The sequence below is a fragment of the Sphingomonas sp. R1 genome (genome assembly GCF_025960285.1).
Taxonomy (GTDB): Bacteria; Pseudomonadota; Alphaproteobacteria; order Sphingomonadales; family Sphingomonadaceae; genus Sphingomonas.
The window spans coordinates 3,132,448-3,147,862 of the sequence record NZ_CP110111.1; the positions used below are offsets into that span (position 1 = coordinate 3,132,448).

At 63.0% G+C, this 15,415-nt stretch carries 15 protein-coding genes and 2 pseudogenes; 13 read left to right on the plus strand and 4 right to left on the minus strand.

The features are described from left to right. Window positions 1–120: 120 nt before the first annotated feature. Both OIM94_RS15030 and OIM94_RS15035 read right to left on the minus strand, forming a co-directional pair. Window positions 121–1,440 carry a hypothetical protein gene (locus OIM94_RS15030; RefSeq protein ID WP_264607502.1) on the minus strand — a complete coding sequence of 440 codons (1,320 nt, stop codon included), beginning with the start codon at window positions 1,438–1,440 and terminating at the stop codon, window positions 121–123. Next, a complete protein-coding gene (locus tag OIM94_RS15035; protein WP_264607503.1) occupies window positions 1,437–1,886 on the minus strand; it encodes a hypothetical protein in 450 nt (149 codons plus the stop codon). Before OIM94_RS15035 ends, OIM94_RS15030 begins: the two co-directional genes overlap by 4 nt. A gap of 576 nt (window positions 1,887–2,462) precedes the next feature. Here OIM94_RS15035 and OIM94_RS15040 point away from each other — a divergent pair. The 10 genes and pseudogenes from OIM94_RS15040 to OIM94_RS15085 all read left to right on the plus strand — a co-directional run. Further along, window positions 2,463–2,564 (plus strand): annotated as a pseudogene (locus OIM94_RS15040) (transposase); the annotation flags it as partial. 61 nt (window positions 2,565–2,625) lie between these two features. After that, window positions 2,626–3,216: a hypothetical protein gene (locus tag OIM94_RS15045; RefSeq protein ID WP_264607504.1), complete on the plus strand. Its 591-nt coding sequence runs from the start codon at window positions 2,626–2,628 to the stop codon at window positions 3,214–3,216. Window positions 3,217–3,565: 349 nt separating this feature from the next. Next, window positions 3,566–4,255 carry a hypothetical protein gene (locus tag OIM94_RS15050; RefSeq protein ID WP_264607505.1) on the plus strand — a complete coding sequence of 230 codons (690 nt, stop codon included), beginning with the start codon at window positions 3,566–3,568 and terminating at the stop codon, window positions 4,253–4,255. 844 nt (window positions 4,256–5,099) lie between these two features. Then, entirely contained in the window at window positions 5,100–5,786 is a 687-nt protein-coding gene (locus tag OIM94_RS15055) for a hypothetical protein (protein ID WP_264607506.1), read from the plus strand. After that, window positions 5,783–6,691, plus strand: a complete 909-nt coding sequence (locus OIM94_RS15060; RefSeq protein WP_264607507.1) for a hypothetical protein — start codon at window positions 5,783–5,785, stop codon at window positions 6,689–6,691. The genes OIM94_RS15055 and OIM94_RS15060 overlap by 4 nt, the downstream gene beginning before the upstream one ends. A gap of 45 nt (window positions 6,692–6,736) precedes the next feature. Continuing rightward, window positions 6,737–7,042, plus strand: a complete 306-nt coding sequence (locus OIM94_RS15065) for a hypothetical protein (protein ID WP_264607508.1) — start codon at window positions 6,737–6,739, stop codon at window positions 7,040–7,042. Beyond that, window positions 7,017–8,183 (plus strand): ThiF family adenylyltransferase, encoded by a 1,167-nt coding sequence (locus tag OIM94_RS15070; protein WP_264607509.1) that lies wholly within the window; start codon window positions 7,017–7,019, stop codon window positions 8,181–8,183. The genes OIM94_RS15065 and OIM94_RS15070 overlap by 26 nt, the downstream gene beginning before the upstream one ends. Window positions 8,184–8,217: 34 nt before the next feature. After that, entirely contained in the window at window positions 8,218–8,589 is a 372-nt protein-coding gene (locus OIM94_RS15075; RefSeq protein ID WP_264607510.1) for a hypothetical protein, read from the plus strand. 50 nt (window positions 8,590–8,639) lie between these two features. Continuing rightward, entirely contained in the window at window positions 8,640–9,044 is a 405-nt protein-coding gene (locus OIM94_RS15080; RefSeq protein WP_264607511.1) for a response regulator, read from the plus strand. A gap of 653 nt (window positions 9,045–9,697) precedes the next feature. Continuing rightward, a complete protein-coding gene (locus OIM94_RS15085; protein WP_319801155.1) occupies window positions 9,698–11,260 on the plus strand; it encodes a methyl-accepting chemotaxis protein in 1,563 nt (520 codons plus the stop codon). 189 nt (window positions 11,261–11,449) lie between these two features. On the opposite strand, the pseudogene OIM94_RS20200 reads toward OIM94_RS15085, so the two are convergent. Beyond that, window positions 11,450–12,297: pseudogene (locus OIM94_RS20200) on the minus strand (APH(3')-I family aminoglycoside O-phosphotransferase). Between the two features lie 95 nt (window positions 12,298–12,392). Between OIM94_RS20200 and tnpA the strand changes: the two are divergent. The 3 genes from tnpA to tnpC all read left to right on the plus strand — a co-directional run bounded on the left by tnpA (window position 12,393) and on the right by tnpC (window position 14,714). After that, window positions 12,393–12,755, plus strand: a complete 363-nt coding sequence (gene tnpA, locus OIM94_RS15095) for an IS66-like element accessory protein TnpA (RefSeq protein WP_264607514.1) — start codon at window positions 12,393–12,395, stop codon at window positions 12,753–12,755. Between the two features lie 50 nt (window positions 12,756–12,805). Then, entirely contained in the window at window positions 12,806–13,099 is a 294-nt protein-coding gene (tnpB, locus tag OIM94_RS15100; RefSeq protein WP_245653619.1) for an IS66 family insertion sequence element accessory protein TnpB, read from the plus strand. A gap of 61 nt (window positions 13,100–13,160) precedes the next feature. Continuing rightward, window positions 13,161–14,714 (plus strand): IS66 family transposase, encoded by a 1,554-nt coding sequence (gene tnpC, locus OIM94_RS15105; protein WP_413716360.1) that lies wholly within the window; start codon window positions 13,161–13,163, stop codon window positions 14,712–14,714. Window positions 14,715–14,749: 35 nt separating this feature from the next. On the opposite strand, the gene OIM94_RS15110 is transcribed toward tnpC, so the two are convergent. After that, window positions 14,750–15,406, minus strand: coding sequence for a glutathione S-transferase family protein (locus OIM94_RS15110; protein ID WP_264607515.1), 657 nt, complete (start codon window positions 15,404–15,406; stop codon window positions 14,750–14,752). Window positions 15,407–15,415 lie beyond the last annotated feature (9 nt).

Genomic DNA, 15,415 nt, shown 5'->3' on the forward strand with positions numbered 1-15,415 from the left:
TTGGCGAGATCGGCCGACGCGCGGAGCGCCTTCGCGATCTGCTGGGGATGACGTCGAACGCGATCGATACCGAGCAGGTGAGTTGAGGTTTCAACTTAATTATCATCGCTAAGAATCCCGCTAGGCGTTGGTCTCCTGCAGGCTCATCCGCCTATGGTTTTCCAGGTGATTGAAAATAGCGAGCGATGAAACCCTGTAAATTGCACCTACGGCTTCGACCGCATCGGTAGAGCGAGCCGGTCCTACCAAGTCTATGATCTCTTCGATGGGAGCGAGAAGTTCAGCGGCAAAAGCTCGTTGGAATTTTTGACGTGCGGTCGCGAGATCAGTTAGCGGAAGGTAATGGTCACTTTCCGAAGCGATCATGCTTTCTGCGACAAAGCGAGCGGCCTCGAAACGGATCGCTTCGGGACTGCGCCGACGAAAATGAAGATTTGAGCGCTCATGCCGTTCCAATCTCACCCCTAAGCCGATCGGTAAATCGTGACTGGTAGCAACGCGATTCAATCCAGCACTACCGATTCCAAGGAATTCAAGCAGTTTTCGATCTTCCATGGGCCCGGTGGCCGGGCCGTGGTCATCCCGAAGCTTTCGGGCCGCTGCGCGCCCGGCGTCCCAAGGAGTCATTTTGCCGGAGAAATAGAGGCTGCGCTCCGACGACGCGAAGCCCGTAAGAGGAAGCGTCGCGGAAATGCCGGGCGTATTCGCAATCGCCATCAGACTGTCGAGGGTGATGTCTGCTTGCGGCTCCACGACCGGCGCTATCTCCGCAAGAGCAGCTCGCCCAGCCTTGCCAAACAACGAAGCGATCTGCTCCATTAGCTTCTCGGGCGCTTCACCCGCGTCGTAGCCTAGCCTTGCCTCCCATGCACGCCAATCAGCGACTTCCAAGTCGTTGCGCTCTTCGATCACGTCGGACCAGATGGTCGCCAATGGCTCCGCGCATACGCCGAGCGCACGCAACCGCTCCAATACGAGGTTGATAAGTCGCTCAACGGCAGCGTCGAAGATGGCTATTGATAAAGAAGTTGTAGCAATATCGTTTAGATGACGAACTGGTTCCCACGCTGCGTTGCGCAATGCGCGAGCGGATACCTGCATCGTCAGGTCATCCCAAACAAATCGCATGCGCGGCCAAATGTAACCGCCTCCAACAGAAGCCAAATCATGGGAAAGTCGCCAATCTACTGGCGGAAAGCCGCTTAGAGACTCATGAGCAACCTCGTGATGGAGCCGCCACCAGTTTGCCGCGAACCACTCTGCAAGCGAATACAGCGGTAGTCGCGCTCGGTCCGTCACCGTCTTAGACCAGTCGTCGAAGAGGCGTGTGGCTGGCATGTCGCCGACCTTGATTACGACCGACGCCAGCGTACCGGCCCGACGCGGGTCAGGGTCGTCGCTTTGCAGCCATTCGTCGACATGGAAGGACAGCGTGCTCATCGCTCGGCGTATGCTTTCAGGATCAGTGATCGAAGGGGGTCCGAAGTGGGCATCGGATAGCCATGATATTCCCCTCTGTCAGCATTTTCCAACTGTGCTTCGAAGGCGACACCGTCGCGCACAGTCCATATCAGATATGGGAAGCCTTCACCCTTGCGGCCATCTACAAGCCCCTTGCGAGCCCCATCCTTGAGCAATTTAATCGCGGTCTTCCTGTCAAATATGTTAGCGTCATCGCATAGGGTTGCGTTAGCACGGGGTGCTGCAGGTGGTGTAAGGTTGAAGTCGCCAGGGTCACGTTTGTGCTGCGGATTTCCAGTATATCGCACGGTTTTAGCAAGCGCTTTGGCATAGGCTACGTCCGATTCGCTTCCGTTCCACTCCCGCAGCCTGCGCTTTGGATTGAAAACAAGTTCGCCGGTGCTTGTTCGTTTTCTATTCTTCACGATATACGTTCCGCTTCAAATAGGCTGTGAGCCGCAGCCATCAAGCTAATAGCTATCGATGGTTCTTGCCAGTGGAAGAGCCCGGTTTAACCTCTTGGAATGGAGCATGGCGGGCTGCTGATTGCAGCGCGCTGCCTCTAGCTAGGCTGAGCATGCAAAAACCACATGACGCTAGCGGAGAGGCGGATGCTCTCAAGCAGGATGGCGACGGCGCGATCATGGCACGTGCCGGGGCGTCGGTAATCCTCGAGACGGCAGAACGTGCGTCTTACGGCCTTAAAATCCTTGCAGATGAACGGCGCCGGGTGCGCCGGAGGCTCCAACTCCTGAGAAGGTGGAGCCAGTATGAGCTAGACGGCGAACAAGTTCGCGCCTGAGGTTCGCGAGCGCGCGGTGCAGATGGTGCTTGACCACGAGCGTGTATACCCATCGCGGTGGGCGGCGGTGGTTTCGATCGCGGAGAGGAGCGGCTGCGTTCCGCAGACACTGCATGAGTGGCTTAAGAAGGCCGGCGGTTTTTAGAGGCGGGCGGCTTGCGGCTGCGATCTCTGTCCTGATTCTGACGGTGACCTGCACATCGGTTCCAGCGAGGCTGCATCGTTCTGGTCCACCTTCCTGCCCGACCTCGTCCGTCGCGGCCTCAAGGGCGTCAAACTGGTCATCTCGGATACGCACGAGAGGGATGCGCGCGGAGGGAGTACGTGACGTTCTAGTCACGCATTGTGCTATCGACGTCCCGGTGCGACACACCGATCACGGCGTCGTTGCACCCATTGCGACGCTTGTTCTCGACATCAGGCGCGAAGCTACGGTCCTCGGCATGTCGCTGTCGATGGAGCCTCCGAGTTCGTCGAGCGCCGCAGCGGCGCTGCTGGACGCGCTGTCCGCTGACTACCTTCCGCGAAGTCAGGCGTTGAACGAATGCCGCGTGTTGGTCGGTACTGGCGAGGGCTGGTCCAATCTGGAAGAGGCGTTGAAGGGAGCCAATCTGCCACTGTACTTCATGCCGGCGCGGCCCAGGTCCTGGCGCGAAATCGTGGGACTGCTAGGGCACAGGCCAGGCGGTATCAGGCTGAAGCCGGACCTGACTGAACGACCAGAAGGCGAGCGCGTCGCTCAGGTGCCGCAAGGCGGAACTCCCCTCGACCTCCATGACGCCGACGCAATCTTGAGGGGCCGTTTCAAGGGCAGCTCCAGCTCTCAACGTGAGGCGTTGCTTGCCAGCGAGGAAGAGGCAGAGCGGCTGAGATCTCGCCTGCGGCATCCGATTGCAGTGCCGAGCACCACTGTAGCGTCCATCGATCCTGAGGAAATCGCCAATGGAACATAAAGAGAACATGCTTGGCTCGGAAGTCATGTTACGCCAGCGTTCCGCACGCTTTCTCAGGCAATCGTGAATTTCTGCCAAGCGATCCGAAGGTCTGCAGCCGCCTCACGGGTGCTATCCAGCGATTGATCTGAAGCATGAACTCGCAAAAGCGCTGTACCTCCGTACCTCCGTACCTCCATACCTCCGGCTTCGCCGCAAAGAGGAAAAGATTGTCGTGTGCCGGGCGCCAGTCGCTGTTTGGGATGTACGAAGCGTCTTAACATGTATCTCTTCACCGCTGTTGAGCTTTCTCTGCGGACCTCCATCTCCACTCGTCTCGCGCTGTGGCGACGTGAGAATGGAGGTTTGGATGGCGTGCTCCAAGGAACAGCTGTACTTCGAAATAATCTTCGGCCGCGAGCCGTGGCTCGCCGAACTCGTCCTTCCCGCGCTGCGAACGGCGCTGGAGTCGTCCTTCAAGGCGCGGTGGTCCCCTGCGCCCAATGCGGGTTTGGTGACCGAGGATGTGCTGACCATGAGGGTTTGGCTGAGCCCGAGCAACCTTGGCGCGGATGTCCATGTCCCGACTTGTTGTTCCTCCCTCAACCGCGTCGCGGCGCATTGCGACCTGATGGACCAGCTGGAGGTCCCAAACGGCACGAAGGCGATCTCGATCGCGCTTCATAATCACTGGGGTCCAGATTACCGTCGACGGTTCGGCGATCCCGCTAGTCCCTCAACGGTGAAGCGATGGCGTGCGAGCCGGAAAGCGGGAAAGAGCACGCCGGGCGAGAAGAAGCCGCGGCAACTCACCGATGCCGACAGAGTCGTTCGAAACCTACGTCGTTATCATGCGCTGAGGGTCGCTGGGGGTGGTGGTACGATCCGGGAAGGTTATCGCCGCGTCTTGCGGGATATCGAGACCAGCGCCGCAAGCCATCGGAGCTCTCGTGAGCGAGGAGATAGGGCCCTACCGCTCAGCTACGAGACTTTCCGGCGCGACTGTCAACGCATCCGTGCGGCCGGAAGAGGCCGCGACACCAGATCGAACGGCGACTAGCCGGCTATCGTCGCCAAATCGCGTCGGCAGCGGATCTGTAGCGTCGCTTCATGCGGTGCAGGTCGCACTATGGGCTAGTCCTACGGTTGGATTCCCCAAGGCGCATCCAATCGCACGGCGCCGCTTCGACCTCCCGCCGGCTCCAGCCGGTAACTTCAAGCCTTCGAAAGCGCCGCGTATCTCAGAGTTGCGGTGGCCTACGTCAGCCCTCGCTTTCAGCGGGCAAGTATCTGCCGCTGATCCTCTGGCGGGGTATCTGCAGAACGGCATGCCGTCGCAGGCTTCTTCCTCGATAAAGCGCGCCGCCAGGTTCGTTCCTCAACCTGCGTCATCATCATGCCCTGAGAGTAGCAGGCGGCGGAGGCACGATCGGCAATGCCTATTGGCGCGTCCTGCAGGACATCGAGCGATCCGATGCGGAGCGAGGGGCTCGCTCGCAGGCGCGGGGAACGGCTTCAGCCCATCGTGCGGCGTTAGTCGCTGAATTCCGCGCCGACGAGTGCTGCAACTTCGAGCACGCGCGTTCGAACCCCCCGGGCCGTTATTCGTCAGCGACCTAATCGACATTCCGACCGGTCGAAGATCCGTGCGCGCCGCGATCGATCCGGGAAGTCCTTGAAGCGAGGGCTTCCCGAATTGACCGGCTTTCCGTCACCAAGTCCCGTGATGGAACCGCGCCTGCGGTTGCGACATTGCGGAAGGGTGGGACACGGGTGACCTCTCGCTGCATCGCGCAGCAGAATCCCCGCCGAGCAGCCATACACGCGCATATGGGCCTCGTTGCCATGTCGATGGGCCTGCGAATGGCTGGCCAGCTACAGCGTATAGCCACCACATTGCGCAAATGAGAGACACGGCTGAAATCGATCCCAGTGAGCGCGAGGGGAAGCTCGCGGAAAGCGGGCTCGTCGAGTACGCGGTCCGGCTCGACGCGGCTTCATCGACGATCGGCATGTTCCGCCTCATCAGAGGTAACGGAGCGCTCATTGCCGAATACCCTATATGGACCAGAACCTTCCGGCATCGGCGTCATGCAGCGTCGCTCTTCGGCTGGATGTTGGATAGGCGCGCACAGTGGCTGCTCTGGGGACGACTTGGAGAGGTCGTCGGACCGGATCGACTGCTGGCCATGGCGGCGAGCGAGTTGTCCACGCTTCGCAGTTCGCAGGCGCGCGAGCTGCTGAAGAAGCGGGCCAAAGTCCGCAAGGCCAAGGCGCGAGCGCTGAAGATATACTCCTTCCTGGTCGACCGTCACGGCGAGTTCGGCATCGACCTGCGCAGGGGTGGGGAGGACAAGGGGTTCTTCGTCATCTGGTTCCGGCAGAACTGGGAACGGGAACGCTTCCGCGACTGGTGGCGCCCGCAGACACACCGCTTCGCGGACTTTGCCGCCTTCTTCGAGGAGCAGGGAAGCCGAGCGCTGGAGCGCAAGCTCCTGGCCGAGATGCAGGAAACCGAGAAGCGAGTGAAGCTCGCCGGCCTCTCCGCCGGGGGACGCCGCCCTCTTCGCTTCTGGCGAGGTGACGAATGACGATACCTGAAGCGGAACTTGCGCCCATCTGGCGCGACATCGCAGTGATTTCCCAGCCCAGCGCCCAAGCGAACCCGACCATGACGGTCATGCTGGGCTCCCCAGCCGGGGAGTCCTTCGGTCTGGACAGGCCGCTGAATCTGCTCGGATCGCCATCCGCCGACTGCGCGCAGCGAATCGGTATGGAGTGGGTGCCCGGACTGGTCGACTTCCTCGCCAACGACGCCGGCCATCGTCTTCATGTCGAAAGAAGCTGGTTTCATGTCGCTCCGCTCGCCCTTGTGGGAGACTCGGTCGACGAAGCGCGCTTCGTCGCGCGCCGAATGGCACGCGTGGCCGGCGTGCCGCTGTTCGTGATGGACGCTGGCCGGCTCCAGCCCGACGCGCTGCGCCGTTCGGGAGCGCGCCGACCCGAACTCGTCGTGCCGCCCGATCCCGTGATCGCCATGGCCAGCGCGTGTTGCGCCAATCCGATCGTCCTGGTGCTTGGGCTCGGGGGAGCAGCCGCGCGGATCGGCGACGACATCGCGACGATGCTCGACCCTGACGCCGCGCGCCGATGGCTCTGCCGATCGATGGATGCCGTCATCGACCTCGGAGAGATCAGCTGGATGATCGCGGCGTCGAACGAGCACGCGCTCCCAACCAGCCTCTACACGCGCCTTGAGCCGCTTTCGATCGGCGTGCCGTGCGATCCGACCGAGAGGATGCTCCGGGCACTCGCGATGGCGCTCGAGGTGATGGCCGACCATGATCTGGAGATCGAGGAAGTCGGGCCAGCACTGGCGACCATCTTCGACGACCCCCATGGCATATGGTCACGGATGTCAGGCTTGGCCGCCGGCGCGCTCTACGAAGCGGTGGCGCGGCATCTGCTCCGTGCTGCGAACGCGCTCAGGTTCTGAGAGCCCGCGCCCCGCAATAGGCATTAAACTGGAAGGAGATTGTGGATGATCGACGACGAACGAAGCCTTGTGCCGTTGAAAGTGAATCCGATTCGGCCCGCCCATGACGTGGGCGACACATGCGAGATCATCGTCAACGGGCAAAAGCACCTGATCGAAGGGCGCAGCATCGAGCATTGCGATCTCGTGCGGCTCGCCTTCCCCCAGATGCGCACTTCAATCGATAGTGCGGTGACCATCGCCTTCAGGGGTGGCCCGTCGCACGCTCCTGAAGGGCTGCTCACTGTGCGTCAGCGCACGCCGATCGCACACGGGGAGACCTTCGTTGTCACCCATACCGTCGCGTCGTAGCGCGGACCTGGAGCGGCTGCGCGACGAGGGCTACGACGTAGCCCTCGTCGACGGCCTGCTCGTCGTCCGCCGCGTCCCCTATGTCGACGGATTTCGGACCGTGAAGTACGGCACGCTCTCGATTCCCGTCCGTATGGCAGGCGACGTCACCGTTGCCCCCCTTCGGCATGACGTGCGCTGGAGCGGAAGCCCGCCCTGCACCGCGAGTGGCGAGCCGCTGCCCGGCATGTCGACCGGGCATGCCAAGGACATCGACGGCGAACTGACGCGGCGACTCTGCCACCAGCCGTCTGGTCGCGAGTTTATGGACTACCACGAGCTGGTGACCGCATATGTTGGCGCATTGAGTGGTCAGGCGATGCTGCTGGATCCTCGCTGTACCGCCAGACCGGGCGGTGTCATGCGGGATCACAACGCGGGCTCGCCCTTCCAGTATGTCGACACCGCATCCAGTCGCGCCGGCACCGAACGTCTCGGCTCCAGGTTCCATGGCCAGAAGCTGGCCATTGTCGGACTGGGCGGAACGGGCTCCTACGTCCTCGACCTCGTCGCGAAGACTCCTGTCGCGTCCATCCATCTCTTCGACGACGACACCTTCGATCAGCACAATGCCTTCCGTGCACCGGGCGCCGCCTCCCTGGAGGACCTTCGCCTCCGCCGATCCAAGGTCGACCACTGGGCCGCCGTTTACTCGCAAATTCACCGCGGCATAGTGCCTCATCCGGAGCGCCTGCAGCGTGGCGGGCTGTCGGTTTTGGATGCCATGGACTTCGTCTTCCTCTGCATCGACCAGATCGAGCCGAAGCAGTCCATCTGTCGCCGACTGGAGAGGGCTGGGGTGCGATTCATCGACACGGGGATTGGTCTTGAGGTAACCACTGAAGGAGTTTTTGGCCTGCTACGGGTCACGACCAGCACGGACACCACCAGGGCGGCGGCGTTGGCCACGATTCCTGGCGGCTCCGGCGGTCAGGACGAGCCCTATCGGTCAAACGTGCAGGTGGCCGATCTGAACGCTTTGGTAGCCTCTCTCGCCGTGCTCAGGTGGAAACGCATGTGCGGATTCTACAGGAACGGAGCGGACGAGCATGTCAGCGTCTTCGACGTTGAGAGCGGACGCGTACACAGCGCCTCGAAGTAGCGGGGCTGGTCGGGCCAACGCTCTGACGCAGGGGATGATGCGCAGCATCCTCGAGCCCGCCGCGGCGGTAGTCGATTGTCTGTCTGACGGCGACAGCGCGATCGCCGCGATTCGTACTAGAATGGCGGATCACCTGTTGGTTGAGGCGCGCTCAGCGACGGTGGAGGGCTTGCCGCTGATGGCCTCGCTGCAATCCCTCGTCGCGACCTGTCGCGAGGCCGGCGCGCCGATCAGTCTGCTGTTCGCGCCGGGCGACGACCTGCGGCTCGAAGAGATGGCTCTGTTGGGGGCGACGCAGCTGATCGTCAAACCAATCAATGCAGTTCAGCTGATCGCGGCGATGCAGGGCATCTATGACGATGAAGCGTTCTCTACCGAGCTTTCCAGACTGGCTTCAGCATCCTAATCAACAATTTACGCCGTGGTGGTAGGCATGCGTGATCCACGGAGCGTACCATGCAGATTCTTTTCGTCGAAGACGACCCCATGAACCGCCGCGTCGTGAAGGACATGTTGCGAGTCGTAGGAGCGAATATGGAAGAGGCTGCGGATGCGGAAACGGGCCTCAAGATGATCGCCGACGGCGATTACAGCATCGTGCTAATGGATCTGCGCATGCCCGGCATGGACGGACTGACCGCCATTCGGCATCTGCGAGCCACGACGGGGGAGAAGGCCGCGCTGCCAGTGATCGTGGTGACCGCCGACGCCGCCACGGATCTGCGAGAACGCTGCATGGCTGCAGGCGCCGACGAGGTGATCGTGAAGCCAGTCGCCATGACTGCGCTGCTCAACGCCATGGGACGTATGCTAACGAAGCGGGGAACAGATGGACTGATGTTGAGCTTAGAAGCGGACTAGCCGGTCGGCCGGGTCGAACGTGGATGGCTCACCCTAATTCTGATTTCGCCACTCACAATGCTCATGGCTGAGTCCCACGGCCCGCCGAGTGAGCGATGCCTGGAGAGGGTCGGTTAGGGGCATCCACGCTCCGTAGGATGTCGAGCTCATCCCAACGGACGCGAGCCTTCTGAATGACGGGACAAGGCAAATCCCACACGTCCGAGGGAAGAGGCTCTACGTAGTTTCCGGGAGTGCACCCTTAATCGCATTGCAGTGACACTCTGGTCTAGTGGCGTTCATGATGATGGGTTCGAACCCCTTTCTCCGCCAGACCGCTGGACGCGTTGCGATGGCTGCGCAAGTGGCCCTCATCTTTGCCTCGTCACTTGCTGCGCTCGCGCCTCCGGAGCACGGGCCCATGCTGCTCGTGCCTTTGACCTCTCAGGCGGCTCGGAACATAGATTCGCTTGTCGCAAAGTCCGGAGCGGTCCTGACGGGCATCGGTTATCTGCCTGGCTCACGCTTCGTCCAGGGCAAGCGGCTCCGCCTGGTGCCTCATATGCTCAGAAGCGGGGTCCTCGTGGTCACCGGTTCCCCTCCATTGTGCGGCAAACTCCAAGGGAATTGATGCGGTGAATACGCTTTCGCTCAACGCGCTGCGCCTCGTCGGAATGCGCTTTCTGGCAGCACTGATGGCGACCATGGCTCTCGCCAATGTCGGAGGCGCGGCAGTCACTGGCGACTGGTCGCTTGGCATCATGGCGACGCTTCTGGTCGCCTACCCGATCTTTCTAGCGCTGAACGGGGCGATCGATGCGCGATCTCGCATGATGGTCACCATGACGATCGTGGCGCAGCCGGCGCTGTTGCTGATCCTGTTCAAGGGTGAAGCATGGCAGGTGGATCTGCACATGATCTTCTTCGCAGCTCTTGCCGCGAGCGCCGTGCTTTGCGATCCGAAGGCCCTGATCGCTGGAACAGTGGTCGTAGCGGTGCACCATCTGCTCCTGGGCATGCTTATGCCGGACTGGGTGTTCACCAATGGCGGCGGCCTGGGTCGCATCCTGCTGCATGCCGTCGTCCTGATTGCAGAGGCTGGGGCGCTAGTCCTCATGGCCGGCAGCATGACCCGTCTCCTCGACGCACTGCGGCTCGAGAGCCAGCAGAGAGCTGAGACGGAGGCTGCGACATCTCTGGAGCGCCAGCAGCAGGCCGACGAGCTCCGCTCCATCATCACCACGGTAAGCGGGGGGCTTGCTGCGCTGGCGGACGGAGATCTCACGCAGTCGCTGAAAGGGCGTCTTCCCGAGGCCTACCGAACCTTGGAAAAGGCGTTCGACCAGACCCTCGATCAGCTTCAGTCTCTTCTGTCCGCGATCAACGAAAGCGCAACGGCGATCCGTGGCGGATCGACCGAAATCGCGCATGCATCCGAGGACCTCGCGAAGCGGACGGAAGCTAACGCCGCCGCGCTCGAACAGACCACCGCAGCCATATCTCAGATAGACAAGCGGCTGGTCGAGACTGCGACAACCGCTCGGCACACCGTCACCCGGGCAGAGGCCGCGGTCGACACCGTCAACGCGGGGCGAGTCACGGCCACCGAAGCGGCCGAGGCCATGGGGAAGGTCCATGATAGCGCCAAGGGGATCGACAGCGTCATCGAAGGCCTCGACAAGATTGCTTTCCAGACGCGGGTTCTTGCGATGAACGCGGCCGTCGAAGCAGGACGTGCCGGGGAAGCAGGTCGAGGGTTCGCGGTTGTCGCAGACCTCGTGTCAGCATTGGCCATGCGCGCCGAGGAGGAAGCCGGCCGGGCCAGAGACCAGCTTACCGCGACACAGCTTCAAGTCGAAGGCGCAGTGGACATGGTTCTCCGCGTCGGAGACGCCTTCATGAACATCACCAGTGACGTAGATGAGGTTCGCGCGCAACTCTCCACGATGGCGTCCGCGAACCAATCCCAGTCTAAGGCTGTAAACGAGATCAGTGTTGCGCTTGCCGACATGGACCGGGCGACACAGCAAAACGCAGCGATGGTCGAGGAAACCTCCGCCGCCGCGCGACAGCTTGCGCAAGAGGTGGTCGTGCTCAGCGAAACGGCGGCCCGCTTCCGCACACACCGCAGCGATCAGCCATCCTTCACCGGCGAAGCACGCTCCTCACGTCGTAGTGACAGAGCCCAGGCCGCGCCGGCTGGTCGGGTGAGCGCTGGCGAGTGGGCGAGCTTCTGATCCACCGCCTGTGGCTAGTCGGCATCGAGGCTCGGGATAGCGCTCTCGCGGAGGCGGACGTCGATCTGTCGCATGAAGCACTGAGGGCGAGAATGGCAGGAGAAGGACGCACGCACCTTCCTGCCATTTGCCAAACTTTCAGAATTTTCTTGGCGGCTGCCTCACATGGCTCTTCAGCGGGCGAACATCTCAAAACAGTTCGTCCAGCAGAAGATGGAATTGAAGCCGCCGCTCATCTGGCAGGTCGATGCCATAGCTCGTGAACAGCCTCGCCTGAAGCGCGCTGCCAAACTCGCGAAGGCAGTTCCACAGGATGGCGAGATCCTGATACGGATCTGCCAGACCCGCACGGCCCACATCTATGCATCCGGCCACCACGCCGTCGACCAACAAGATGTTGTCGAGCGAGAAGTCACCGTGGGTGACGACCGAGTGCTCGGTCAGGGGCAGAAGGTGCTGCAACTCATTCCAGACTTGATCGGCCGTCCATCCCTCGCGCTCCTCGTCGAAGTCGTCGACGTCAACCGTGCCGGCGTCGATACGCTGGCGCGCAACGACGAGCCGGCTGTGATGATCACCGCGGAAAGGCGCGGCGGTCGCGGGGATTTCGTGCAGCCTCCGGAGATAGTCGGCGACGGCATCTACCACCGCCGCTCGTTGTTCTGGTCTCGACACCAGGGCCTGGTAAGCTGTTTTGCCCGGCACGCCGTCATTACGAGCCACGCTTCGCCCTGGGCGAGCTCGAAGTGTCGTACCTCTGGTACGGATACTCCCTCCTTCAGCAACCAGCGGAGGCGGACCATCTCCGCGACCAGGTCATTCGCAACCTGCCCGACACCGTGTTTGACATACAGGTCGCACCCATCCTCACGGCCATGTAGGCGGTACACGGCACCGCCGGACTCACCCACGAAGTTCCGTGACCACTCATAGCCCGACAGCAGGTCCGTCAGCGCGACGGGAAGGGGCGGAGCATGACAGTCTCTTTCACGTGACGCGTAAGCGTGTTCAGCAGGCCGCCTTGCGGCATCGTCGATAGCCGGGATGCTTGCCGCCTTTAACGAGGGTGGTGGTGGTGCAGGAAGTCTCGGGGTCTACGGCCAGTTCTACGAGCACTCGTATGACTGGTCGCATGGAGGTCGTGGGCCGTTTGTCTGGCCGGCGGCGATGGTCTGACGCGGAGAAGCTGGAGATTCTCGCCGAGGCGTTCCGGCCTGGCGCCAGGGTCTGCGAGGTCATCGCCCGGCGCGAGGTGTCGAGCAGCCTGATCTACACGTGGCGCAAGCAACTGCGCGAAGGCAGGCTGGCCGGGGCTGCGCCTTCGCTGCCGGTGTTCGCCGAGGTTCGGCTCGCCGAGCCGGCAGTGCCGGCATCGCCGCCGGTGCCGTGTTCGTCTGGGCGCATCGATATTGCGTTGCCCGGCGGTGTTCGGATCAGTGTCGACGGCGGGGTGGATGCAGATGCGCTGGCACGGGTGTTGTCGGTGCTGCGGTGAGCCCGGCGCCGTTGCCGACGCGGGTATATCTCGCGTGTGGCGTGACCGACATGCGCAAGGGGTTCGACGGCCTGGCGGTGCTGGTGCAGCAGGTGCTGGCGGAAAACCCGCATTCGGGCGCGCTCTTCGCGTTTCGGGGCAAGCGTGGGCATCTGGTCAAGCTGCTGTGGTTCGACGGGCAAGGCCTGTGCCTGTTTTCGAAGCGCCTCGACCGGGGCCGCTTCGTCTGGCCGGTGACGGCGAGCGGCACGGTGGTGCTGACGCCAGCGCAATTGTCGATGCTGCTGGAGGGCATCGACTGGCGCCGCCCGGAGCGCACCTGCACGCCGACGCTGGCGGGCTGAAACGGGCGGTTTTGCGTCGCTTTTGCTCGCCTGAGCTCCCTCGATCTGCTAGGAAATCCGGGTGTCGGAAGCGCCCGTTTCCCCTGCTGATGCCACCGCGCGGATCGCCGCGCTGGAGGCGTTGCTCGCCCGGGCCAATGCCGCGCTTGCCGCCCGCGATCTGCTCATCGACAGCTTGCGCGGGCAGATCGCCCGGCTGCGGCGGATGCAGTTCGGGGCCTCGTCCGAGAAGCTGGGCCGCGAGATCGAGCAGCTCGAACTGGCGCTGGAAGAGCTGGAAGCCGAGCGCGACGCTGCGCCGGTAGAGGCGCGCGCGTCGGAGGCGACGGCGCGGCCGGCACCGGTCCGCAGCCTGCCGGCGCACCTGCCGCGCGAGGAGGTCGTCCACGAACCGGCCTCGGGTGCCTGCACCTGCCCGGATTGCGGCGGCGCGCTGCGCCGGCTGGGCATGGACGCGCATGAGATGCTCGACGTGGTGCCGGTGCGTTGGCGGGTCGTGCGCAACATCCGACCCAAATATAGCTGCCGGGTCTGCGAGAAGATTGTCCAGGCACCCGCGCCGGCCAGCGCCGTCGCGCGCGGCAAGGCCAGCTTCGCCACGCTCGCGCATGTCGTGGTGTCGAAGTTCGAACACCATCTGCCGCTGTACCGTCAGGCGGAGATGATGGCAGCGCAGGGGCTCGACATCGATCGCTCGACGCTGGTCGGCTGGGCCGGACAGGCCGCAGCGTTGCTCGATCCGGTCGTCGCCCGCATCCGCGACGCAGTCCTGCACGCCGACAAGATCCACGCCGACGACACCCCGGTACCGGTGCTCGACCCCGGCCGCGGCAAGACCGCGACCGGGCGGCTATGGGTGTACGCGGCCGACGACCAGGCCTCGGGCAGCACCGCGCCGCGCGCGACCTGGTATCGCTTCACGCCCGACCGCACCGCCGCGCACCCGCTGGCGCATCTCGCCGGCTTTCGCGGCTTCCTCCAGGCCGATGCCTATGCCGGCTATGACGGGCTGTATCGGGGCGGCGCCACCGAGGTGGCCTGCTGGGCGCATTTCAGGCGCAAGATCTTCGACTTGCACGACCGCACCGCCACGCCGCTGACCACCGACATCCTCGAGCGGCTCGGCGCGCTCTATGCCGTAGAGGCGGAAGTGCGCGGCCAGCCGCCGGATATCCGGCACCGGGCACGACAGGAACGCAGCAAACCGCTGGTCGAGGCGCTGCGCGAGGTGCTCGACACGGCGCTGCGCCGCCTGTCGTCCAAATCCGACATGGCGAAGGCCATCGCCTATGGCACCAAGCGCTGGGCGGCGCTGTCCCGCTTCCTCGACGACGGCCGGCTGGAGATCGACAACAACATCGCGGAGCGCGCGCTGCGCGGCGTCGCCATCGGCCGCCGAAACTGGCTGTTCGCCGGCTCGCGCGTGGGCGGCGAGCGTGCCGCCGCCATCTACACCGTCATCCAGACCTGCAAGGCCAACGGTGTCGACCCGCAGGCCTATATCGCAGACGTCATCGCGAAGATCGCCAGCGACTGGCCGGCCAGCCGCTGGGACGAACTCCTCCCATGGAACTGGAACCAGCCGGTCGATCAGCCAACCGCGCAAGCCGCATAATCTGCGGCCTGCAGACCGCGCTTACCGTGACGCAATCATCGTGCCTGTGCTCCGATCACCTCATCGAGCGAGCTCAGCTGGTCGGCAAGCGCCTTTTGAAATGCAGGACGAGCTTCACAGCGTTCCTTCAGTGCCGAGACGCTGGGGAATCGCTTCAACAGGTCAGTGTGCCGGAGCATCCGCAGGACCGTGGTCATGAGGAGGTCCGCTGCCGTGAACTGACCGGTGACATATTCCCGATTTTCAAGATGCGCTTCGAGCAGTGCGAGGCGCTTCGTCGCTCGGGCCTCCATAGCGGCTCGCATCTCCTTCGCCCATGGTTCTCTGGCGTGGAATATGTCGGCATCGAGAAGGCCCAGGAGCATCGGCTCGATCGAGTTCAACGCGGCGAACATCCACGAGATGGCTGCTGCACGCGCACCGGGATGGGATGGGAGCAGAGTCTCTGAATTCTCAGCGATCTGAAGAACAATCGCGCCCGACTCGAACGTCGGGAGCCCTGCGGCCTGGACGGCAGGGACCTGGCCAAAGGGGTTGAGCTCCAGATGCGCCGAGCTTCTTGATGCTGCGTAGTCGATTAGGACGGTTTCGTACGGCAGGCCAGCTTCCTCAAGCGCCCACCGGACCCGTAGATCGCGCGTAAGGCCCTTCGCGAAATCAGGGCAGCTGCCGAAAGCGTAGAGAGTGATCATCCGAAATCC